Source organism: Stenotrophomonas sp. STEN031 (assembly GCF_056759975.1).
The window spans coordinates 15,348-36,509 of record NZ_JBRREA010000042.1 but is presented as its reverse complement, the minus strand read 5'-3'; the positions used below and the strand labels follow the sequence as shown (position 1 = coordinate 36,509).

Genomic DNA, 21,162 nt, shown 5'->3' with positions numbered 1-21,162 from the left:
GGGGCGCTGTTGCGGTGGCCGTTGTGCTGCCCCTGGGCTGTGGGGTGCGGTATGGTATTGGCTTTGGCTTTGGCTTTTTCCCTTCTCCCGCTTGCGGGAGAAGGTGCCCCGAAGGGGCGGATGAGGGGGGCTTTTGGTTTTGCGGTAAAGCCTCATGCCGAGCATGGCTCGGCACTACAGTTGGATTGCTTGGAAAGCCCCTTGCCGAGCATGGCTCGGCACTACAGTTGGATTGCTTGGAAAGCCCCTTGCCGAGCATGGCTCGGCACTACAGTGACCCCCTTGCCGAGCATGGCTCGGCACTACGGTGCCTTATTTGCGGGCGGTGAGGATGGGGGTCAGGTAGTCCGCTTTGCCTTCGATGCGTTCCAGCGATGGGTAGCGCAGCCCGCCGTGGTAGTCGATGCTCAGTGTGCGGTACACGTCCATCTCCTTGACCAGCAGGCGCACCGGCTGCTTGCTGTCCTTGGCCGCACGCACGGCTTCTTCCAGTTCGTCGGCGCTGTACTGCAGGTCATTCACCGCCAGCACCTGCATGCCGGTGCCAACACCGGCGTTGAACGCGGCACTGTCCCAACGCACTTCATTGACGTAGCCGGCCGGGCTCAACGCCACACCCAGCGAGTAGATGAAGTTGGCACCGCGGCCCTTCATCATCGCCTTGAAATAGGCACTGGGCTTGTCCTTGTAAACCAGCTTCCAGCCTGCGGCTTCGATGCCACCGACCAGGCCGGCGCGATGGTCCACGCGCTCACGCAGGAACTGCGACCAGTCGCCGGTGGCCTGCACCTGCTCCAGCGTCGCGGCAACGTCCTCGAAGGTATAGGTGTCCGGGCGCTCCCATTGGCCGTCGTTCTGGCCGAAGAAGGCCTTGGCGAAATCGTCCAGGCTGCGCTTGCCGCCACTAAGCGTGCGCAAGCGCACGTCGGCTTCCAGCCACAGCATCTGCCCGCCCTGGTAGTAGTCCTCGCTCATCTGGTAGCCGCGATAGGGCTTGGGTTTGCGGCGGGCGATCACCGGGTCGTTGGTGGTGTCACCCAGCGAGCGCCATTCCAGGCCCGGGCGGTTGTCGGCATAAGTAGCCGCCACCATCGCCAGGGCATCGCGCGAGGCCTCCTGCGGGCGGATGCCTGCACGCGCGGTCAGCACATTGCCCCAGTACTGGGTCTGGCCTTCGTACACCCACAGCAGGCTGCCCTGCATCGGCACGTTGTAGTTGAGCGTGGCCAGGTCGGCCGGACGACGGTACTTGCCATCCCAGGAATGTGTGTATTCATGGCCGAGCAGGTCGCTGCTGCCGACCTTGGCGTCCCAGCCACTGAAGTAATCGCGGTCTTCGCTGTTCTCGCTGGAACGCTGGTGCTCCAGGCCGATGCCACCGAGCTGGTTGGTCACCGCGAACAGGAAATCGTAGTGGTCGTAATGCTCGGCACCAAACAGCTTGCGGGCCTGCGTCACCAGCGCGCGGTGCTGCTCGATGTGCTCGGGCTTGGCCTCCAGATCCTTGGCGCGGTCGGCAAACACGTTCAGCCGCACCGGCCGGGTACCGGCCGGCGCCAGGTCGAACATGCGGTGGTAGCGGCCGGCAAACACCGGCGAATCCACCAGGATTTCCAGGTTGGTCGGCGCGTAGTTGACGGTGTCACCGCTGCGGCTGGCCACGCTCAGGGCGCTGGCCGCTTCCCAACCCTGCGGGTAGCGCGCACTGGCCTGGTAGGTGATGGCATGCGCAGCGTGCCCGGCCGGGTATAGCAGCATCGCGTTCCACTGCAGGTTGAGCATGTTCGGCGTCATCACCGTGCGGCCCTGCGCCGAATCGGTGGGGCTGAGGAACTGGAAGTCCATGCGCAGCTCGCTCACGCCTTCGGGCACCTGCACGTTGAAGGTGTAGACGTCGAGCGGGTCACGCACCCAGTCCAGGCGCTGGCCGTTGCCGCTGATCACCAGTCCAGCCAGCTTCTCGATCTGGCCGGTGGGCGAATGGTTGCCCGGCAACCAGGCCGGGTAGTGGAAACGTTGCAGGCCGGCCTGCACCGGCACGGTCTGGCGCACCTTGAACACGCGCTGGCCCAGGTCGGTGGCGTCCACCTCCAGGCGGATGGTGCCGGGGTACGCAGCCTCGCTGATCTTGACGCCGCGTGCATCCACGTCCGGCACATCCGGCGCCGCGTTGGCCAACCCCATGGCGGCCATCAGGGCCAGCCCCAGCACTGCAGGACGGAACACATGCATCACCAACCTCTCGCTTGTCTGAGAGGGCCATCATGCGACAAGCCTGTGGTGCATGACACGGGCCGATGGTCATCAACACATCACCGGTAGTGCCGAGCCATGCTCGGCAGAGGCTTTCCAAGCCAACGTCAAAAGCACCCCTCCCCAGCCCTCCCCTTGGCCTGCGGCCAAAGGGAGGAGGTGTAGTGCCGAGCCATGCTCGGCAATGGCTCTCCAAGCCAACGTCAAAAGCACCCCTCCCCAGCCCTCCCCTTGGCCTGCGGCCAAAGGGAGGGGGTGTAGTGCCGAGCCATGCTCGGCAGAGGCTCCATGCACCAAACAAAAAACACCGGCCAGCCCCGATCTGTAGGCGCGGCGCAGGCCGCGAAGCGACGAATGCCTGCTGGTCTGGCAGACGTGGCGATTGTTGTTGGCTGGGTTGGATTTGGCTATCCACTGCTTCGGAAGCAACAGTGGCTTCGCGGCTTACGCCGCTCCTACAAACAGGCCCCAGGCTTACGTGCGGACAAAAATCTCCACGCGCCGATTGAGCTGCCTGCCGCTGGGGTTGTCCTTGCCATTGATCTCATTTGGCGCCACCGGCTGCGATTCACCGTAACCGCGTGCAGCCGCGTCGGTCGCGCTGCCCCGCTGGCGCAATGCTGCAAGCACGGCCTGGGCACGGCGCTCGGACAGATTCTGGTTGTAGTCGTCGCTGCCCTTGGCATCGGTATGGCCGCGGATCTCCATTGCGCTGGACGGCACCTTGCCCAGCGCTGTCGCCAGCACATCCAGCACCTTGCCGGCATCCGGACGGATCACGTCCTTGTCGAAATCGAACAGCACCTTGTCATTGAGGGTGATGACATAGCCGCAGGGCGCACCGGAGGGCTTGAACTTGTCCAGCAGCGGGAACTTGCCGGCCGGCGGCAGCGGCGGCAACGGTGCCATCTTCACTTCGCGCGGTACCGCGCCCACGGTACCGGTACCATCGCCCCGATTTTCAACGATGCCTTCAGGGCCACCAATCCACTTGCCAGAGCCATCGGCGTTGATCTCGATGTTGCCATCGCCACCCACCCAGCTGCCCGAGCCATCACCGTGGTTCTCGATGGTGCCGAAACTTCCCACCCAGCTGCCGGCACCCTTGCCGTCCAGTTCGATATTGCCGTGGGCACCGACATAACTGCCGGAACCATCGGCATTCACCTCGAAGGTACCGGCATCGTTGACGACGCTGCCGCTGCCATCGGGCTTCACTTCCACCACGCCGTCGCCGGTTACCGCCTGGCCACTGCCATCGGCACCGATGTTGAACACACCGTGGCCGCCGACGCGCTCCAGGTTGCCCTGCGCGTCAACATTGGTGAAGCCGCTTTCATTGACCAGCCCACCATCGGTGGCGCAGTTGGCCGGTCGCACACTGATGCCGGCGACCGGATCGATCAGCGACTGCATCGATTGCTCAAGCCGCTTCTGTGCCGGGCCGCTGCCAACGATGCTGGGCACCATGATGGTCGGGATCACCGGGAATTCGATGCTGCCTGCAGTCAGCACTTCCGCGTTGGGGGCCGTCGCAGCAGTGGTCGCCGCGGGCGCAGCTTCCGGCGTTGCAGCAGCAGGTTGATCGGCAGGTGCATCGCGCCCGCAGGCGGCGACAAGAACACTGAGACAAGCCAGTGACACGACAGCAACACGCATGCAGCAACTCCCTTTGTGCGAAACCCGCATTTTTGCCAACACCTTGTTCAATTTCCGTGACCGCCGCACGCTTGGCAACGCATGCTCAGGATTCGTCCAGCGCCGCGAACGAGGTGGCAAGGTGGTCGATGAACAATCGTACCGAGGGCAACAGGCCACGCCGCGATGGGAATACCGCGTGGATGATCTCCTTCGGCGGCGCCCAGTCCGGGGCGACATTGAGCAGTTGCCCGGTATCCAAGGCATCGCGCACGATCATCGTCGGCAGCTGCGCCACACCCACACCGGCCAATGCCGCGGCACGCAACGCCACCATGCCGCGGGTGATCAGACGCGGATGATGCGGTACTTCCGCCGTCGCGCCGCCTGGACCAATCAAGCGCCAGACGTGCTCGGCCTGTGGCACGCCAAGCGCCACGCTCGGTAATAGATGCAGATCCGCCGGGCCATGCGAATGCCCATGTGTTTCCAGCAGCGACGGTGCGGCCACCAGGCACTGGGTGCGCTCGGCCAATACCTTGAGCACCAACTCGCTGTCTTCCAGCGGCGGCGGACGCACGCGGATGGCCACGTCCACACCTTCGGCGATGACATCGACGCGGCGGTTGGTGGCGTCCAGGTGCACCTCCACGTCCGGGCAGCGGGCCATGAAATCGGCCACCATCGCCGCCACCCGGAAATCCAGCAGCATGGTCGGGCAGCTCACCCGCACCACGCCGCGTGGCTGCGAGCGGGTCAGTTCGATCGACTCGGCCGCAGCTTCCGCCTCCACCAGCATGGCGCGGCAGTGCGCGTAGAAGGTCTGGCCGACCTCGGTGACCGAGAAGTGGCGGGTGGACCGCTGGATCAGGCGCACGCCCAGCCGTTCCTCCAGCAGGGCGATACGCCGGCTCAGCTTGGACTTGGGCTCGCCCAGCGCGCGCCCGGCCGGGGCAAAGCCGCCGTGTTCCACCACCTTGGCGTAGTAGTAAAGGTCGTTCAGGTCCTGCATCACTGCCCCAGCGTTCACCATATAGGACTATGAGACCATTTTTTGCCGTCTACCGGCGTGATCGTCCCAATCCTAATCTTTGCCCCATCGCAGGCGCCCTCCCGGCGCCGCACAAGGAGCAGACAGATGAAGAAGATCAGTGGCCTCTACAGCGCCCCCCGCCCGCACTGGGTGGGTGATGGCTTCCCGGTCCGTTCGTTGTTCTCGTACAACACCCACGGCCGCCAGCTCAGCCCCTTCCTGCTGCTGGACCATGCCGGCCCGGCCGAGTTCACGCCGGCCCAGACCCCGCGTGGCGTCGGCCAGCACCCGCACCGTGGCTTCGAGACCGTCACCATCGTCTACGACGGCGAAGTGGCACACCGCGACTCCACCGGCGCCGGTGGCGAGATCGGCCCGGGCGACGTGCAGTGGATGACCGCTGCCTCCGGCATCCTGCACGAGGAGTTCCATTCCGAGGCCTTCACCCAGCGCGGTGGCAAGCTGGAGATGGTGCAGCTGTGGGTCAACCTGCCGGCCAAGGACAAGATGGCCGCGCCCGGCTACCAGAACATCAGCAACGCCGATATTCCGGTGGTGCCGCTGGCCGATGACGCCGGCACGGTGCGGGTGATTGCTGGTGAATTCGGCGGCCAGCGCGGCCCGGCCCGCACGCATACGCCGATGGACGTGTGGGATATGCGGCTGTCGCGTGACAAGCACACCACGCTGCAGTTCGCCGAAGGCCACACCGTGGCGATGGTGATCCTGCACGGCACCGTGCTGCTCAACGGCAGCCAGGTTGCCCGGGAAGGCCAGCTGGTGTTGTTCGACCGCGCTGCCGGTGAGGTGGAGTTGGAGGCCAATACCGAGGCCACCGTGCTGGTACTGGCCGGTGAGCCGATCGACGAGCCCATCGCCGGCTACGGCCCGTTCGTGATGAACACGCAGGAAGAAATCCGTCAGGCGATGGATGACTTCAACTCCGGCCGCTTCGGCCAGATTGCAGCGTAATGCTCAAGCCCCTCTCCCGTTCACGGGGTGAGAGGGGCAGCTTTCGAACCACCGGTTCGCTGCCCATCGAACGCCCTTGCGCCAGCGCAAGGGCCGGGGCGCGGAGCGGGGGTTGGGGTGAGGGCGAACGAAGTCAGTACCAAGCAAACAACAGCGTAGTCCCCAATGACAGGGCCCACCCCGGTCATCTCTTCTCCGCACCACGGCACTCAGCCCGGTGCCATGCCATCCAGACCAAGAGAGTCTCGCCATGTATACCTTCCCTCACGTTGCCAACTTCAACGGCGCAAAACCCGTCATCGATCCCAACAACGTCGCAATGCTGTTGATCGATCACCAGAGCGGCCTGTTCCAGACCGTGCACGACATGCCGTTCACCACCTTGCGGCGGCTGGCCTCGACCTTGGCCAAGCTGGCCTCGCTGGCGAAGATCCCGGTGATCACCACCGCCTCGGTGCCGCAGGGCCCGAACGGCCCGCTGATTCCGGAAATCCACCAGAACGCGCCGCACGCCAAGTACGTGGCACGCAAGGGTGAAATCAATGCCTGGGACAACCCGGACTTCGTGCAGGCAGTGAAGGACACCGGCAAGAAGCAGCTGATCATCGCCGGCACCATCACCAGCGTGTGCATGGCGTTCCCGTCGATTGCCGCAGTGGCCGACGGCTACCAGGTGTTTGCGGTGATTGATGCCTCCGGCACCTATTCCAAGCAGGCGCAGGAAATCACCCTGGCGCGGATGATGCAGGCTGGCGTCGTGGTCATCGATGTGGCTGCGGTCGCCTCTGAACTGCAGAAGACCTGGAACCGCGAAGACGCCGCCGAATGGGCGCAGGCCTACACCAACATCTTCCCCAACTACCAGTTGCTGATCGAGAGCTACAGCAAGGCACAGGAAGTGGTGACCAACCACGAGCAGCTGGATTCACAGCGCAGCTGAAGCACAAGCAGATCAAGCCCCTCTCCCGTCGGGGTGAGAGGGGCAGCTTGCGAACCACCGGTTCGCTGCCGTTCGAACGCCCTTGCGTCAGCGCAAGGGCCGGGGCGCGGAACGGGGGTTGGGGTGAGGGCAGAACGAAGCCAGCGAAAAACAAACCATCCAATTCTTTCAGCGTCCCAGCAGTGCGCAACCGCACCCTCTTCCGCCCCTTCGGGGCACCTTCTCCCGGAGGGAGAAGGAAACATCGGAGCCTCCCATGAGCAAGCCTTACACCCGCCTCAACAAAGATGACGTCGCCGTCCTGCTGGTCGATCACCAGACCGGCCTGCTGTCGCTGGTCCGCGATATTGACCCCGACAAGTTCAAGAACAACGTGCTGGCACTGGCCGACATCGCCAACTACTTCAAGCTGCCCACCATCCTCACCACCAGCTTCGAGAACGGCCCGAACGGCCCGCTGGTGCCTGAGCTGAAGGCGCTGTTCCCGGATGCGCCGTACATCGCCCGCCCCGGCCAGATCAATGCCTGGGACAACGAAGACTTCGTCAAGGCGGTCAAGGCTACCGGCAAGAAGCAATTGCTGGTTGCCGGCGTGGTCACCGAGGTCTGCGTATCGTTCCCGGTGCTGTCGGCACTGGCCGAGGATTTCGAGGTGTTCGTCGTCGCCGATGCGTCCGGCACCTTCAACAGCATGACCCAGCAGGCTGCCTGGAGCCGCATGGAGCAGGCCGGCGCACAGCTGATGACCTGGTTCGGCGTGGCCTGCGAGCTGCACCGCGACTGGCGCAACGATGTGGAAGGCCTGGGCGCGCTGTTCTCCAACCACATCCCCGACTACCGCAATCTGATCACCAGCTACACCACGCTGACTGCCGGCAAGTAAGCCGCCAGCTAAGCACGAAGACGCCGCTCCGCCGCAAGCGGCGTCTTCGCATGAATACGCGGGCACTATCCGAAGGTCCAGTTCCGCGCATCGTCGCTGCCGCGTTACCGTCCCCGGGTTGCTTCCCCACGGTATCCGCCCCATGCAGCCCACCACCCAAGACACCGCCTCGGCGCGCTTTGCGATCCGCTGTGCGAATTTTGCCGAACGCTGGTTCCCCGACTCCTGGGTGTTCGCCGCCCTCGCCCTGGCCGCCGTCTCGCTTGCGGCGCTGTCCATTGGCGCCGCGCCTACCGACACCGCCAAGGCCTTCGGCGACGGCTTCTGGAGCCTGATCCCCTTCACCATGCAGATGGCCTTCGTGGTGATCGGCGGCTATGTGGTGGCCTCTTCGGGTCCGGCCTCGCGCTTGATAGATCGGTTGGCCCGCGTGCCGAAGAACGGCCGCAGCGCGGTGGCACTGGTCGCCATCGTGTCGATGACCGCATCGTTGTTGAACTGGGGCCTGAGCCTGGTGTTTGCCGGCCTGCTGGTACGCGCCCTGGCCCGCCGCAGCGAGCTGAAGATGGATTACCGCGCTGCTGGCGCGGCGGCGTATCTTGGCCTCGGTGCGGTCTGGGCCCTGGGCCTGTCCTCCTCGGCCGCACAGCTGCAGGCCAACCCGGCCAGCCTGCCACCGTCCATCCTGTCGATCACCGGCGTCATCCCGTTCACTGAAACCATCTTCCTGTGGCAGTCCGGCGTATTGCTGGCCGCGTTGGTGGTGGTATCGCTGATCATTGCCTACGTCACCGCACCGGCCGCCAACTCGGCGCGCGATGCCGCCGACTGCGGCGTGGATGTCAGCGCCGATGCCGCCCCGTCCAAGGCCAAGCCCACCCGCCCCGGCGAGTGGCTGGAGCACAGCCCGCTGCTGATCCTGCTGTTGGTTGCGCTGGCCGCTGGCTGGTTGATCCACGAGTTCAGCACCAAGCCGGCGATCCAGGCGATCTCCGGCCTGAACACCTACAACCTGCTGTTCCTGATGGCTGGCGCGCTGTTGCACTGGCGCCCGCGCAGCTTCCTCGATGCGGTCTCGCGCGCCGTCCCGTCCACCACCGGCGTGCTGATCCAGTTCCCGCTGTACGGCTCCATCGCCGCCATCATGACCACGGTCAACGGCAGCGAAGGCCATAGCGTGGCCCATATCATCTCCACCTTCTTCACCCAGATCGCCAGCCACGACACCTATGCGCTGCTGATGGGTAGCTACTCGGCGGTGCTGGGCTTCTTCATCCCCTCCGGTGGCGGCAAGTGGATCATCGAAGCCCCGTACGTAATGCAGGTGGCCAATGAATTGCATTACCACCTCGGCTGGTCGGTGCAGATCTACAACGCCGCCGAAGCCCTGCCCAACCTGATCAACCCGTTCTATATGTTGCCGCTGCTCGGCGTGCTCGGCCTGAAGGCCCGCGACCTGATCGGCTTCACCTTCGTGCAGCTGCTGGTGCATACCCCGCTGGTGCTGCTGCTGTTGTGGGCGCTGGGTGCGACGCTGGCGTACACGCCACCCGTAATGCCTTGACGGTTTGCCGCTACGATTGAACGCAGAACGCCACGCATTGCGTGGCGTTCTGCTTTTTGCGTCCTGTAGTGCCGAGCCATGCTCGGCAGGGGCTTTCCAAGCAATCAAAGCGACAACCGCACAGGCGCTTCAACAATGTAAACACAGCGCCGAAGTCAGCTGAATATCACCTTGGTGCCATCAACCTTCAATGTGCCCGCCTTCTTCAGACCCGCGATCAGCGCATCAACCTCTTGAGTATTGATCTGATTCTGAAAATTGGACGCGATGTGTTTCTTCAACGCCGCCAGAGTTCCAGGCTTACCACTTGTCATCTTGGCTAACAGCGCCTTCATTCGAGCGAGCTTTTCTGCCGCTGTCATCGCCTTCGCCTGTACAGCCTTCTTGGCCACGGCAACCGCAGGCTTCTTGGCGGGGGGTGAAGCTTTTTCAACTACAACCGTCACTTTCTTCGCGCTCGCTTTTTCAGCTGCCTTTGACGCAGACACCATAGGCTTGTCAGCAAGTACGGGCTTGAATAGCGGCATGTCACCAACCGCTGCCGAACGGCAGGCAAGGATCTTCTTCGTCTTCAGGTGCTGCACCAGAGGATCGAATCCGGTGTCCTTGGAGATGATGTGGAAGAACCCACGAGGGTCGACTGCCGCCAACTGACCGATATGGAAGGCGATATGGAAATCCAAGGCATTGGAACCATTGCCAGATATCCGGACATAGTCGGCGCGCTCGCGCATGACCTGCATCTGGATTGCCAGCTCCGACGACAGTTTGGTCTGCGCGGCACCAACGAATACCCAGAGACGGACATCTTCACGATCAAGCAGATTCAGATCGGTCGGTTGGACGTTCTCGTGATCGACCAACACGTAGTTGATGCGCCGGTTCTCCACCGGGACCAGCGTCGCAATAGTTTCACTCTGCATTCCCGCAATTCCCCAGCTGCCCCATTTCGGATCTTCGCCCAGCATTCCCCGTTTGCCAAACCATACCCTTGAACTGAACACATTCAGTTCGTCGCTTCCGACGCAACGTCAGCAGAGCGGCAAATGACCTCCAGCCCATTGCATCCCCACCAGTAGCTGCCACGCTTCCGCAGCCCCCCCCATCAGGAACCGACCATGCTGTCAGCCGCACTACGCGTGTTTGTTGTGGGAGTGCTTTGTGTCGCCGGCAACGTCGCGGCGGCGCCACCCGATGCAGCCACCCTGCAGGCCATCGAGGCCACTGCTTACGACTATATGGACGGGCAGCTGGAAGGCGATGTCGCACGGGTGACGCGGGCGCTGCATCCGGATCTGGCCAAGCGCAATGTGGTTGCCAATCCCAATGAAACCCTGGGCCTGGGCCGGATGAGCTCGGATGAGCTGATCCGCTTCACCCGCGATGGCGCGCTGAAGACGCCGCGCGAGCAGTGGCAGCGCACGGTGACGGTGCTGCAGGTGGACGAGGACATCGCCACGGTGCGGCTGGAGAGCCCGTGGTTCATCGATCACCTGCAGATGGGACGGTTTGACGGGCGCTGGGTGATCGTCAATGCGCTGTGGCATCGGAAGGTGCGGGGCGGTTGAGGCTTGGGGGCTTGGGCTTTGGGGTCTACGAGCGAGGAGCTTCCCCCACCCCAACCCCCGCTCCGCGCCCCGGCCCTTGCGCTGGCGCAAGTGCGTTCGATGGGCAGCGAACCGATGGTTCGCATGCTGCCCCTCTCACCCCGTAAACGGGAGAGGGGCTCTACTTCGGCGGGTGTTTTTTGTAACGGATACTGAACGAAGCCGGAAAACCCCGTTATCGTATGCGGCTTCGAACCGTTCCCGCCGCGCCAGCCCATGAGCCAGACCGAAGTCGTGCATTCCACTTCCGAACACGGCGCCTGCGAGAACTGCCGCACGCCGCTGCAGGGCCACTACTGCCATGGCTGCGGGCAGTCAGCGCATAACCCACTGAAGAACTTCGGGCATGCGGTCGAAGAGGTGTTCGAATCGTTCTGGCACCTGGACGGTCGCATTTTCCGCACCCTGCGTGACCTGCTGGTGCCGGGCCGGATTGCCGTCAACTTCCTCAAGGGCCAGCGCGTCGGCTATGTGCAGCCGCTGCGGCTGTTCGTGATCCTCACCCTGTTCACCTTCTTCGTCGGCAAGCTGACCCTGCATAGCGACGATTTCGGCACCGGCAACAACGCCGATCAGGCCTATGCCAAGGCGCAAACCGTGGCCGAGGTGGAAGCCACGCGGGCAGCACAGGTTGCGCAGCTGGAGCAGCAGGAGAAAGCGACGCCCGCCGCCGCCGCGGCATTCGCCGTGGCCATGGCCGCGGTCAACACGTCGGCGGCGCAACGCCGCGCCGAGCTTGAAGCGCAGGCAGCGCCTTCCGCACGCAGCGCTACCGACTCGGCGCTGGCGCGCGCCAACGACGCAGCGGACCGCGTCAGGGCCGAGAAGAAGGCCGTCTTCATCGATGTCCCGGTCAACGGCAAGCCCTGGGACGCCGAGACCAACCCCATCGTGCTGGAGGGCTGGCCGAAATTCGTCAGCAACTGGTTGAACCGCCGCTTGGCCAATGGCCAGGCCAATGTCGAGCGCATGGGCAACAAGACCGACCTGTATGTCCAGGCCATCCTGACCTCGCTGCCCGGTGCGCTGTTCTTCCTGATGCCGATCTTCGCGCTGGTGCTGCGCGTCGCCTATATCCGGCAGCGGCAGATGGGCTACCTCGAGCACCTGGTAGTGGCCTTGTACAGCCACTGCTGGTTGATGCTGGTATTGCTGAGCACCTTCCTCATCGCCGGTATCAGTGGTGCGATCGGCAGCGCAGCGGTCAGCACGCTCTGTGGCTGGCTGTACGCACTGTTGTGGTTGTCGGTGCCGATTTACCTGTTCTGGATGCAGCAGCGCGTATACGGTGGCAACCCGATCCTGACGCTGCTGCGCTACAGCTTCATCGGCTTCATCTATTTCTTCCTGGTCACCTTCGTGGTGATGTACGCGGTACTGGCCGGCGTGTCGGCTTGAAGCCGGTTTGAAGCCCGGGCGCCATGCCCCTGAGAAGAACCTGATCGGCCCCTGTAGCCCGGGTAAGCGCAGCGCACCCGGGGCTGTTGGCGCGTGATCGGACGGACGTTGTGTTCCCTGCTTCCCGGGTGCGCCGCGCTTACCCGGTCTACGGCCTGACGATTCAAGCCTGCGTTGCCTGCATCCAGGCCTTGCGCGCCGCCTCGCCATGGAAGCTCCAGGCAACAAACCGGCTCTGCTTGTTGCCCTGCGCCATCGCTACTTCACGCACCTCGCCCGCGCCAACCTTGGCCAACTGCTTGTGGATATCGGGCAAATGCTCGCTCTTGGCCACCAGCGAGCTGAACCACAGCACCTGGTGCTGGATATCCACGCTCTCGCGGATCATCCGGCGCAGGAATGAGGCCTCACCACCGGTGCACCACAACTCGTTGGCCTGGCCGCCGAAGTTCAGCGCAGGCGCCTTGCGGCTGCCTGCCTGCGCGGTGCCCAGATTGCGCAGCTTGCGCTGGCTGCCCTGTGCCGCCTCCTTGGCCGAGGCATGGAACGGCGGGTTGCACAGTGTCAGGTGGAAGCGCTCATCGGCCTGCAGCAGGCCAGCGAACAGGTTGCCGCGTGCATGCTGCTGGCGCACTTCAATGATCTGGCCGAGACCATTGGCCTGCACATTGGCATTGGCGGCCTGCAACGCATCCGCATCGATATCGCTGCCGAGGAAGCGCCAGCGGTACTCGGCCTGCCCAAGCAGGGGATAGATGCAGTTGGCACCGACGCCAATGTCCAGCGCGCGCACCGCGGGTCCACGTGGAATTGCGCCGTCATTGTCTGCAGCCAGCAGATCCGCCAGACCGTGCAGGTAATCCACCCGGCCCGGAACCGGCGGGCAGAGATAGCCATCCGGGATATCCCATTGCTGGATACCGTAGTCGCTGGCAAGCAGCGCGCGGTTGAGTTCACGCACGGCGGCTGGATTGCTGAAATCGATGCTGTCGGTGCCGGCCGGGGTACGGATCAGATGCGCACGCAATGCAGGGTTTGCCGCGACCAACCGCACCAGGTCATAGCGGCCCTGGTGACGGTTGCGGGGATGCAGGAGCGGCTGTGCCGGTGCAGCAATGGGCTTGGCACGTGGGCGTCGAGGCGATGAGGTCATGTGCGTATTCGGGCAAGCCGGAGACATTGGTTGTTTGTAGGAGCGGCGTCAGCCGCGAAGCACGTACATCATCGGATCACGCCGTCTGCTCGCGCTTCAGCAAATTCGACTTCGCGGCTGACCGCGCCCACGGATCAGCATTCGGCCATTTGCCTGCAGCAGCGGCGTGAGCCGCGACGCAGATGCAGGATCGCAGCGACAAGCCTACCCCTCCCCAACCCTCCCCTTTGCTGCGCAAAAGGGAGGGGGCAGAAGCCGGGGCGCTGTGGCGCCCTGACCCGGACACATCCAGCATCAGCCAGCGGCTGATGCTTTGCCCAGATCCAGCTCCTGTACGTTCTGCAGCAGCTGCGCGCCGTGGTCACCCACGCGCAGCGCCAAGGCCGCGACAATCGCCGCATGCGCATCAGCCAGCACTTCGGCTTCGTTCTGGCTGGCATCGATGATCTGCTTGTTGGGCAGCTCCAGCTGCTGGAAGATCAGCCGGCAACGTTCCAGGTTCTGTGCGGTTTCGAAGTGATTGGGCTTGTCGCCACGGGCGCGGATACGCTCCAGCCCCTGCTCCGGCTGCAGGTCCAGCAACAGCAACAGGTTCGGGCGCGGCGCGAAATCGTTGGCCTGCAGCATCTCGTCCAGCGGCAGGCCGGCGGCGCCCTGGTAGGCAACCATCGACGGGAAATAGCGGTCGAGGATGACGATCTCGCCACGCGCCAGCGCGGGGGCGATCACTTCTTCCACATGTTGGCGACGGTCATGCAGCAGGTATTCGACCTCCTGCTCCGGGCTCAACCGGCCGGTGGCAGCGGTAGCACGCAGACGGGTGCCCCACGGACCATTGGTCGGCTCCTTGCCCAGCACCACCTGTGCGCCTGCAGCGCGCAGGTGCTGGGCCAGGGTGTGGGCGAGCGTGGTCTTGCCGGCGCCATCAATGCCTTCGATGGCAATGAGCAGGCCGCCGGGAATCTGTTGATTGTTCATGGGCGCTACTTTAATCCGATCCGGCCAATATCGCTCGGATTGGCGCGGCTCCCCTGCCCCGCCAATGCCCTAGCCGGAACGCCCTGTGCTCAGCGCTCGGGCGCCGTACAGCCGTTGATCGCACAGTACTCGGCGGCTCGCTGTCGCTCCTGCTCGGTCAGCTCCGGCGGCGGCCGGGCGATGGCCGACTGGATCTGGTCAGGGCCTCCGGTGAGCTTGTTCAAGCCTTGCCCAGCCTTCATCAGGCCATAACCGATACCCATCATCAGGTAGCCTCCACTCATGCCCACCTGCTCCGGCGTGGGTGGCTCGCTCCAGTTCTTGCTGAAACGGTTGGGCGCGGCCTGTACCGGGTTCTTGAAGCGGTACAGATCCAGCGGCTCGTCGTCCTCGGGCTTGATCGCGCGCACCTCACCCAGGGTGGTGACGTTGTCCTGCCCTGCAGGCAGTTGCGCATCCTGATCCGTCAGCAGGGTCGCTTCAGACGCAGCGGTGGTTTCCGCAGGCGGTGCTACCGGCACTTGTTGGGCCTGCGCGTGGAAGCATGCCACGGCCCCCAGCACTACCAGCATCGTCCTGTATCGCCACATCACCTACCCGTCCTATCATGAACGCCCGAGCCACACGATATTACCGACGCCACCTTCAAATTTCGTGGCAGGTGGCTGGGCACCCATGATGTCCATTCACATTCATCGGTGCAGTGCCTGGCGACGGTCACTGACTGCAGCACACAAACGGATTTCGCCGATCAGTTCATAGGAGGAACGATGGCCAGGATGGCAGGCGCGTATGCGCGCTCAAATGGGGCAACCGCGCAGAGGTTGCATTCATGAGCTTCTATATCGTCGTGAAACTGTTGCTGCTGGGTTTCGCCCTGGTCAGCTATCTGATCTACCAGTCACGGCGCTCGGCCAACCATGATGCCTTGCAGGTATTACGCAGGACGCCGGTCACACGCCCGCTGACGGAACCGGAAATCGCAGCCCTGGAGCCGCTGAAGGTCACGGAGAATTTGCTGTTCCAGCCCGAGGTCCGCCGCCTGACAGGGCCGTACCGCCAGCATGGCGTGAGCATCAACAGTGGCACCACCCTGCACGACACCATCAATGACGTGACCGTGCTGATGCCCTACGACGCCCCGGCGTTTGTGGGCGCCGAAAACGACGCGGAAGTGGTGATTTCCGGCGATATCGCCATCGTCGTCACATTGAACGGCTTCGATGTGGTGGGCGGCCGCCAGCGTGCGGTAGCAGGTACGCCAGCCACCGCCGCCGCAACAGACGCCGCACCCGCGCGATCCGAGCGTGCTCCCGGAAGCGTTGCGCCGGCTGCCCCAACCACGCCGACTGCTGATTCGGTTGAATGGTTGCATCAGCGCACCGAGACCGCGGTCGAAGCGCAGCTGCGCCTGCAGCAACGCTGGAAAAAAGCGCTGGCCTTGGCCTGGTTGGCAGCGGCGATCCTGCTGTGGCTTGGCGCGTGCCCGTTGGGCAGGATTGCGCAGACGATGTTCATCCTTGGCGGGTTAGGCTGCGTGCTTGTCGGCATCCTGCTGGCGCTGCGGCGCCCACGCGCGGATGCCCTCCCACGACGCCAGGTTGATCGCGCCCGCGGCCCGCTTTTGATGTTCACCCAGCGCGCTGCCGGCAACGCCGCCGTGGTCAACACCCATGCACTTCTCGGCGACAGCCTGAAGCTGCACCTGCCCGCTCATTGGCGCAACAGCGGCCGCGTCACTTCCGGCGAATCGGTCGAAATCGAGGTTGACCGCGACAGTGGCCGAGTCCTCGGGCTCGGCAACGGCTGGTCATTGGAAGACGAACAGCGACGCTTCCCTGAAGCCCGCTGGCGCACACCGCTATTGCTGAGCTTGGTGGGCGGGTTTGCGCTGATGCTGTCGCTGGCGGGAAATGATGGCGTCATCCCGAAGCTGAAAACCAGCATTGCCGCGATCATGCCCGGCAAGGTGCGCGAGGATGCAAGCGCGCAATCGCTGCTGAAAAATCCGCCATCGCGCGGCGATACGCTGCAGCTCTCCGGTACGGGGTTCTGTGCACCCGCATCGCACCGCGACGACTCCGGCGAAATGATTGCCGGCGCCGATTGCCTGCAGATCCGCTGGGGCGGCAAGCCCGTCAAGGCGGGCTCGCTCCAACTGGATCCAGCGCTCATGGCGTTGTACTCGGGCAATTACTTGCAGACACGCAGGTCCAGTTCACAGGCGATGCTCACCGCGATGATGGCTGGCACGGGCAACTATCCGTTCGGCGCATCCCCGTCGGTGCTGGAAGTCAGTGGGCTGCATGACCTGGTGGCTCTGCTGGAGACCGTTTGCGCCACCGCATCCGCCGAATGTGATGCATTGAAGAGCTCGCTGGCACAAGCGCTGCAGCTCGAAGTCCATGATGAGAACGGCAGCAGGTTGCTGACGGACTGGCCGGCGCTGGCGCAGGAACTGCGCAAGCTGGGGGATCTTCCACCTGCCTTCAACAGCATCGAACTGAACATCGCTGACGTCGAGAACATCCGCGGGCTTACCCGCGATTTCGCCTCCGCCGACATTGCCCATGCGCTGTCCAGGCAGACAGCGCAGATCCTGGCTCAGGGCGAGGATGGGGTGACGCTGGCAATGGATGAACGCGTTGCAGATCCTTCTGCCGAGGATGCTGATAGCGGTGGCGACTACGGAAGCGGCGACCACCACGGCGCGAACGGTTTGCTGGAGCAATGGCAGCGCACCCAGCAGCTGCTGGGCAAGGAGTCACCATTCCAGATCAATGCCCGCGTCATAGGAGTGACCCAAACCGGCAACGGCCTGCGTGTGGAACTGTCGGCGCTGGACGGCGACCCCAGGAAAACGCCCTCCGCCATCGGCGGCACCTTGCTGCTTCTGCTCACCTTGGCCCTGCTTGGCAGCCAACTGGCACGGCGGTTCATTGGCATACGCGACGCCAGGCGGCGGCGTACGGCCTTGGCCGAGGATATGCGCAAGCGCCCGCCCCCCGGGCAGCAACAGATGTTCTGAGCTTCGCCGGAAAGGCCCAAAACCTGGAGAGCGGCGTGCTGCGCAGACATGCCGTTCGCTTCGGCATATCGCCGTCTCAACCATTGAGACGGCGATATGCTTCCATAAGGCTCTTTGATCGGCAGTCCGTGCATGGCGTTTTCCCTCGCTCCCCGCACCGAAGCCAGCGAACGGGCGCTGGCAACCACCGATGGCCTGCCCTCGCGTGACGGCTCGCTGCTCGGCCAGCGCCTGGCCCGGCGCTACAAGGACCGGGTCACCGGCAGCTTCACCCTTCCGGGCCGCGAGGGCAGCTATGCCCCCATCCCCGATGACGTGCCCGAGGCGCTGAAAGCCGCGCTGAAAGCACGCGGCATCGAGCAGCTGTATTCACACCAGGCCGAGGCCTGGAATGCCAGCCAGCGCGGCGAGCATGTCGCCATCGTCACCCCCACCGCCTCCGGCAAATCGCTGTGCTACACCTTGCCGGTGGTCAGCGCAGCGATGCAGGGCAATGCCAAGGCGCTCTACCTGTTCCCGACCAAGGCGCTGGCGCAGGACCAGGTGGCCGAACTGCTGGAGCTGAACCGGGCCGGCGACCTCGGGGTCAAGGCCTTCACCTTCGATGGCGACACCCCCGGCGATGCGCGCCAGGCGATCCGCCTGCACGGCGATATCGTGGTCAGCAACCCCGACATGCTGCACCAGGCCATCCTGCCGCACCACACCAAGTGGGCGCAGTTCTTCGAGAACCTGCGCTATGTGGTGATCGACGAGATCCACACCTATCGCGGTGTGTTCGGCAGCCACGTCACCAATGTGCTGCGCCGGCTCAAGCGCATCTGCGCGTTCTACGGCGTGCAACCGCAGTTCATCCTGTGCTCGGCCACCATTGGCAACCCCCATGCGCATGCCGAGGCCCTGGTGGAAGAGAAGGTGCATGCGATCACCGAGTCTGGCGCACCGACCGGGCCCAAGCACGTGCTGCTGTGGAACCCACCGGTCATCAACCCGGATCTTGGCCTGCGCGCCTCGGCGCGTTCGCAGGCCAACCGCATTGCCCGCATCGCGATCAAGAGCGGCTTGAAGACGCTGGTGTTCGCGCAGACGCGTTTGATGGTGGAGGTGCTGACCAAGTACCTGAAGGACATCTTCGATAGCGACCCGCGCAAGCCGGCGCGCATCCGCGCCTACCGCGGTGGTTACCTGCCGACCGAGCGCCGCGAGGTGGAGCGGGCGATGCGCGCCGGCAACATCGACGGCATCGTCAGCACCTCGGCCCTGGAGCTGGGCGTGGATATCGGTGCACTCGACGTGGTCATCCTCAACGGCTACCCCGGCAGCGTCGCGGCAACCTGGCAGCGCTTCGGCCGCGCCGGCCGCCGCCAGCAGGCCGCACTCGGTGTGATGGTGGCCAGCAGCCAGCCGCTGGATCAGTACGTGGTGCGGCATCCGGATTTCTTCGCCAATGCCACGCCCGAGCACGCACGCATCTCGCCGGACCAGCCGCTTATCCTGTTCGATCACATCCGCTGCGCCGCCTTCGAGCTGCCATTCCTCGCAGGCGAACCGTTCGGGCCAATCGATCCGCTGGTATTCCTGCAGGCCCTGGCCGAAACCGAAGTGGTGCATCAGGAAGGCGACCGCTGGGAATGGATTGCCGACAGCTACCCCGCCAATGCGGTGAGCCTGCGCGCGGTGGCCGATGGCAACTTCGTGGTGGTGGACCGCAGCGACGGCAAGCAGCAGATCATCGCCGAGGTCGACTATTCCGCCGCTGCACTGACCTTGTACGAAGGCGCCATCCACATGGTGCAGAGCACGCCGTACCAGGTGGAGCGGCTGGACTGGGACGGGCGCAAGGCCTATGTCACCCGCACGCATGTGGATTACTACACCGACAGCATCGACTACACCAAGCTCAAGGTGCTGGACCGCTTCAACGGCAATGGCGCCGGCCGTGGCGATTCACACCACGGCGAAGTGCATGTGGTGCGGCGCGTGGCCGGTTACAAGAAGATCCGCTATTACACGCACGAGAACATCGGCTACGGCCCGGTCAACCTGCCCGACCAGGAACTGCATACCACCGCCGTCTGGTGGCAGCTGCCGCAGGCCACCTTGCTGCGCAGCTTCGCGCAGAAGCAGGACGCGCTGGATGGTTTCCTCGGTGCCGCCTATGCGCTGCACATCGTCGCCACCGTGGCGGTGATGGCCGACGCCCGTGACCTGCAGAAGGCGGTGGGCAATGGTGACGGTGCCTGGTTTGCGGTAGCCGACCAGACCGGCCGTGGCCAGCTGCGCGGCAACGAAGCCGGCGAAGGCGCGGTGGAGCTGATGCAGAGCTTCGTGCCGACGGTATACCTGTACGACAACTTCCCCGGCGGCGTGGGCCTGAGCGAACCGCTGTGGCAGCGCCAGGGCGAGCTGGTGCAGCGCGCCCTGGAGCTGGTAGAGCGCTGCGACTGCAATGCCGGCTGCCCCGCCTGCGTGGGCCCGGTGCTGGCGGCACAGGAAGAGGACAAGGGCGAGACGCCGCGTTCGCTGGCCTTGAAGGTGCTGTCGCTGCTGTCCGCCGAGCGTTGCGACCAGGTGCAGGCGGTTGCCGCCGACGAGGCGCTCGACCTGCTGCCATGAGCATCAGCCTGGACAAACTGAAGGCCCTGCGTAAGCAAGCGGGGCTGGCGACAGCGTCGCCTGCGGAGCCCGCAGCTGTTGTGGGAGCGGCGTCAGCCGCGAAGCCACAGATGGTGGAAGCCGCAGCAGAGCCGGTTGCTCCGGATGCATCTGGTTCTTCATCGGCTGCGGAAACTGCATCGGCTTCGCGGCTGATGCCGCTCCTACCAAAGCCGAAGACGGAATCTTCGGTGTTTGGATGGGTCGATCAGATCCAGCACAAACCCGCGGCCCCGCAGGACGGCGCTGCATTGCGGCGCTTGTTGGCGACACGCAACCGTGCCATCGCTCCTGCACAACAGGTCGAACGTGGCCCGGTGGATCGTGATCTACCCGGCACCGAGATTGCACCTGGCCTGCACCTGATCGAAGCCTTCATCCCGCAGGCAATTCCAACGCAAGCGCTGTCGTTGGCTTTCAGCAAACGTCCTGAAGAATCCGTCGCACCGCAGGATCTGCTGTTCTTCGACACCGAAACCACCGGCCTGGCCGGCGGCACCGGTACCCGTGCCTTCATGATCGGTGCCGCCGACTGGCATCACGATGCAGCGCGCGGCGAAGGCCTGCGCGTGCGCCAGCTGCTGATGTCGACGATGGGTGCGGAGAGCGCGATGCTGGAGCTGTTCGCCAGCTGGCTGGCCCCAACGACCGTGCTGTCCAGTTACAACGGCCGCTGCTATGACGCGCCGTTGTTGAAGACGCGTTACCGGTTGGCGCGGCGCGGTGATCCGATTTCGGCATTGGATCACGTGGACCTGCTGTTCCCCACCCGCCGCCGCTATCGCGGTACCTGGGAGAACTGCCGGCTGGCGACCATCGAACGGCAGTTGCTGCTGATCGCACGCGAGGATGACCTGCCGGGTTCGGAAGCGCCTGCGGCGTGGCTGAGCTACCTGCGCGGTGGCAGCGCGCGCAACCTGCGCCGTGTTGGTGAGCATAACCATCAGGATGTGGTGACGCTGGCGCAGCTGTTCCTGCGCTTGGTGCAGGCGGAAGCAGATGAGCGGGCGGAGTTGGCGTTGGAAGCTGAGCGCTGAATTTCAGTTGCTCTTCTCGCTCC

Annotated in this window: 15 protein-coding genes and 1 pseudogene; 9 read left to right on the top strand and 7 right to left on the bottom strand. The window is 64.3% G+C overall.

The annotated features are described in order from the left end of the window. Positions 1-312: 312 nt before the first annotated feature. The 3 genes from ACVOLQ_RS16580 to ACVOLQ_RS16570 all read right to left on the bottom strand — a co-directional run bounded on the left by ACVOLQ_RS16580 (position 313) and on the right by ACVOLQ_RS16570 (position 4,903). Entirely contained in the window at positions 313-2,232 is a 1,920-nt protein-coding gene (locus tag ACVOLQ_RS16580) for a M61 family metallopeptidase (protein WP_481528689.1), read from the bottom strand. Between the two features lie 495 nt (positions 2,233-2,727). Continuing rightward, positions 2,728-3,912: an OmpA family protein gene (locus tag ACVOLQ_RS16575; RefSeq protein WP_481528688.1), complete on the bottom strand. Its 1,185-nt coding sequence runs from the start codon at positions 3,910-3,912 to the stop codon at positions 2,728-2,730. Between the two features lie 85 nt (positions 3,913-3,997). Further along, entirely contained in the window at positions 3,998-4,903 is a 906-nt protein-coding gene (locus tag ACVOLQ_RS16570) for a LysR family transcriptional regulator (RefSeq protein ID WP_313174476.1), read from the bottom strand. A gap of 126 nt (positions 4,904-5,029) precedes the next feature. On the opposite strand from ACVOLQ_RS16570, the gene ACVOLQ_RS16565 reads away from it, so the two are divergent. From ACVOLQ_RS16565 to ACVOLQ_RS16550, 4 genes are all read left to right on the top strand, one after another. Continuing rightward, positions 5,030-5,896, top strand: coding sequence for a pirin family protein (locus ACVOLQ_RS16565; RefSeq protein WP_481528687.1), 867 nt, complete (start codon positions 5,030-5,032; stop codon positions 5,894-5,896). Between the two features lie 250 nt (positions 5,897-6,146). Continuing rightward, complete coding sequence (locus ACVOLQ_RS16560; protein WP_313174445.1) at positions 6,147-6,836, top strand: isochorismatase family protein; 690 nt, start codon at positions 6,147-6,149, stop codon at positions 6,834-6,836. 256 nt (positions 6,837-7,092) lie between these two features. Then, on the top strand, positions 7,093-7,719 hold the full coding sequence (ycaC, locus tag ACVOLQ_RS16555) for an isochorismate family cysteine hydrolase YcaC (protein ID WP_293711686.1): 627 nt from the start codon (positions 7,093-7,095) through the stop codon (positions 7,717-7,719). A 142-nt stretch (positions 7,720-7,861) separates the two neighbouring features. After that, positions 7,862-9,283, top strand: coding sequence for a short-chain fatty acid transporter (locus ACVOLQ_RS16550; protein WP_481528686.1), 1,422 nt, complete (start codon positions 7,862-7,864; stop codon positions 9,281-9,283). A 155-nt stretch (positions 9,284-9,438) separates the two neighbouring features. On the opposite strand, the gene ACVOLQ_RS16545 is transcribed toward ACVOLQ_RS16550, so the two are convergent. Then, entirely contained in the window at positions 9,439-10,251 is an 813-nt protein-coding gene (locus ACVOLQ_RS16545) for a PIN domain-containing protein (RefSeq protein ID WP_481528685.1), read from the bottom strand. 150 nt (positions 10,252-10,401) lie between these two features. On the opposite strand from ACVOLQ_RS16545, the gene ACVOLQ_RS16540 reads away from it, so the two are divergent. Continuing rightward, positions 10,402-10,851, top strand: coding sequence for a nuclear transport factor 2 family protein (locus ACVOLQ_RS16540; RefSeq protein ID WP_481528684.1), 450 nt, complete (start codon positions 10,402-10,404; stop codon positions 10,849-10,851). Between the two features lie 255 nt (positions 10,852-11,106). Next, positions 11,107-12,288, top strand: coding sequence for a DUF3667 domain-containing protein (locus ACVOLQ_RS16535; RefSeq protein ID WP_481528683.1), 1,182 nt, complete (start codon positions 11,107-11,109; stop codon positions 12,286-12,288). Positions 12,289-12,451: 163 nt separating this feature from the next. On the opposite strand, the gene rlmF is transcribed toward ACVOLQ_RS16535, so the two are convergent. The 3 genes from rlmF to ACVOLQ_RS16520 all read right to left on the bottom strand — a co-directional run bounded on the left by rlmF (position 12,452) and on the right by ACVOLQ_RS16520 (position 15,009). Further along, on the bottom strand, positions 12,452-13,441 hold the full coding sequence (gene rlmF / locus ACVOLQ_RS16530) for a 23S rRNA (adenine(1618)-N(6))-methyltransferase RlmF (RefSeq protein ID WP_481528682.1): 990 nt from the start codon (positions 13,439-13,441) through the stop codon (positions 12,452-12,454). A gap of 294 nt (positions 13,442-13,735) precedes the next feature. Beyond that, complete coding sequence (gene tmk, locus ACVOLQ_RS16525; RefSeq protein WP_481528681.1) at positions 13,736-14,419, bottom strand: dTMP kinase; 684 nt, start codon at positions 14,417-14,419, stop codon at positions 13,736-13,738. A gap of 89 nt (positions 14,420-14,508) precedes the next feature. Beyond that, on the bottom strand, positions 14,509-15,009 hold the full coding sequence (locus ACVOLQ_RS16520) for a hypothetical protein (RefSeq protein ID WP_481528680.1): 501 nt from the start codon (positions 15,007-15,009) through the stop codon (positions 14,509-14,511). A gap of 242 nt (positions 15,010-15,251) precedes the next feature. Between ACVOLQ_RS16520 and ACVOLQ_RS16515 the strand changes: the two genes are divergently transcribed. The 3 genes and pseudogenes from ACVOLQ_RS16515 to ACVOLQ_RS16505 form a co-directional block, all read left to right on the top strand. Next, positions 15,252-17,447 carry an IgaA/UmoB family intracellular growth attenuator gene (locus tag ACVOLQ_RS16515; protein ID WP_481528679.1) on the top strand — a complete coding sequence of 732 codons (2,196 nt, stop codon included), beginning with the start codon at positions 15,252-15,254 and terminating at the stop codon, positions 17,445-17,447. Positions 17,448-17,579: 132 nt separating this feature from the next. Next, positions 17,580-20,063, top strand: coding sequence for a DEAD/DEAH box helicase (locus ACVOLQ_RS16510; RefSeq protein ID WP_481528678.1), 2,484 nt, complete (start codon positions 17,580-17,582; stop codon positions 20,061-20,063). Then, positions 19,958-21,139 (top strand): annotated as a pseudogene (locus tag ACVOLQ_RS16505) (ribonuclease H-like domain-containing protein); the annotation flags it as partial. The gene ACVOLQ_RS16510 and the pseudogene ACVOLQ_RS16505, both read left to right, overlap by 106 nt. Between the last annotated feature and the right edge of the window lie 23 nt (positions 21,140-21,162).

Coding starts and splice junctions, on each gene's coding strand:
- ACVOLQ_RS16580 (WP_481528689.1), bottom strand. CDS start 2,232: ATGCATGTGTTCCGTCCTGCAGTGCTGGGGCTGGCCCTGATGGCCGCC.
- ACVOLQ_RS16575 (WP_481528688.1), bottom strand. CDS start 3,912: ATGCGTGTTGCTGTCGTGTCACTGGCTTGTCTCAGTGTTCTTGTCGCC.
- ACVOLQ_RS16570 (WP_313174476.1), bottom strand. CDS start 4,903: ATGCAGGACCTGAACGACCTTTACTACTACGCCAAGGTGGTGGAACAC.
- ACVOLQ_RS16565 (WP_481528687.1), top strand. CDS start 5,030: ATGAAGAAGATCAGTGGCCTCTACAGCGCCCCCCGCCCGCACTGGGTG.
- ACVOLQ_RS16560 (WP_313174445.1), top strand. CDS start 6,147: ATGTATACCTTCCCTCACGTTGCCAACTTCAACGGCGCAAAACCCGTC.
- ycaC (WP_293711686.1), top strand. CDS start 7,093: ATGAGCAAGCCTTACACCCGCCTCAACAAAGATGACGTCGCCGTCCTG.
- ACVOLQ_RS16550 (WP_481528686.1), top strand. CDS start 7,862: ATGCAGCCCACCACCCAAGACACCGCCTCGGCGCGCTTTGCGATCCGC.
- ACVOLQ_RS16545 (WP_481528685.1), bottom strand. CDS start 10,251: ATGCTGGGCGAAGATCCGAAATGGGGCAGCTGGGGAATTGCGGGAATG.
- ACVOLQ_RS16540 (WP_481528684.1), top strand. CDS start 10,402: ATGCTGTCAGCCGCACTACGCGTGTTTGTTGTGGGAGTGCTTTGTGTC.
- ACVOLQ_RS16535 (WP_481528683.1), top strand. CDS start 11,107: ATGAGCCAGACCGAAGTCGTGCATTCCACTTCCGAACACGGCGCCTGC.
- rlmF (WP_481528682.1), bottom strand. CDS start 13,441: ATGACCTCATCGCCTCGACGCCCACGTGCCAAGCCCATTGCTGCACCG.
- tmk (WP_481528681.1), bottom strand. CDS start 14,419: ATGAACAATCAACAGATTCCCGGCGGCCTGCTCATTGCCATCGAAGGC.
- ACVOLQ_RS16520 (WP_481528680.1), bottom strand. CDS start 15,009: ATGTGGCGATACAGGACGATGCTGGTAGTGCTGGGGGCCGTGGCATGC.
- ACVOLQ_RS16515 (WP_481528679.1), top strand. CDS start 15,252: ATGAGCTTCTATATCGTCGTGAAACTGTTGCTGCTGGGTTTCGCCCTG.
- ACVOLQ_RS16510 (WP_481528678.1), top strand. CDS start 17,580: ATGGCGTTTTCCCTCGCTCCCCGCACCGAAGCCAGCGAACGGGCGCTG.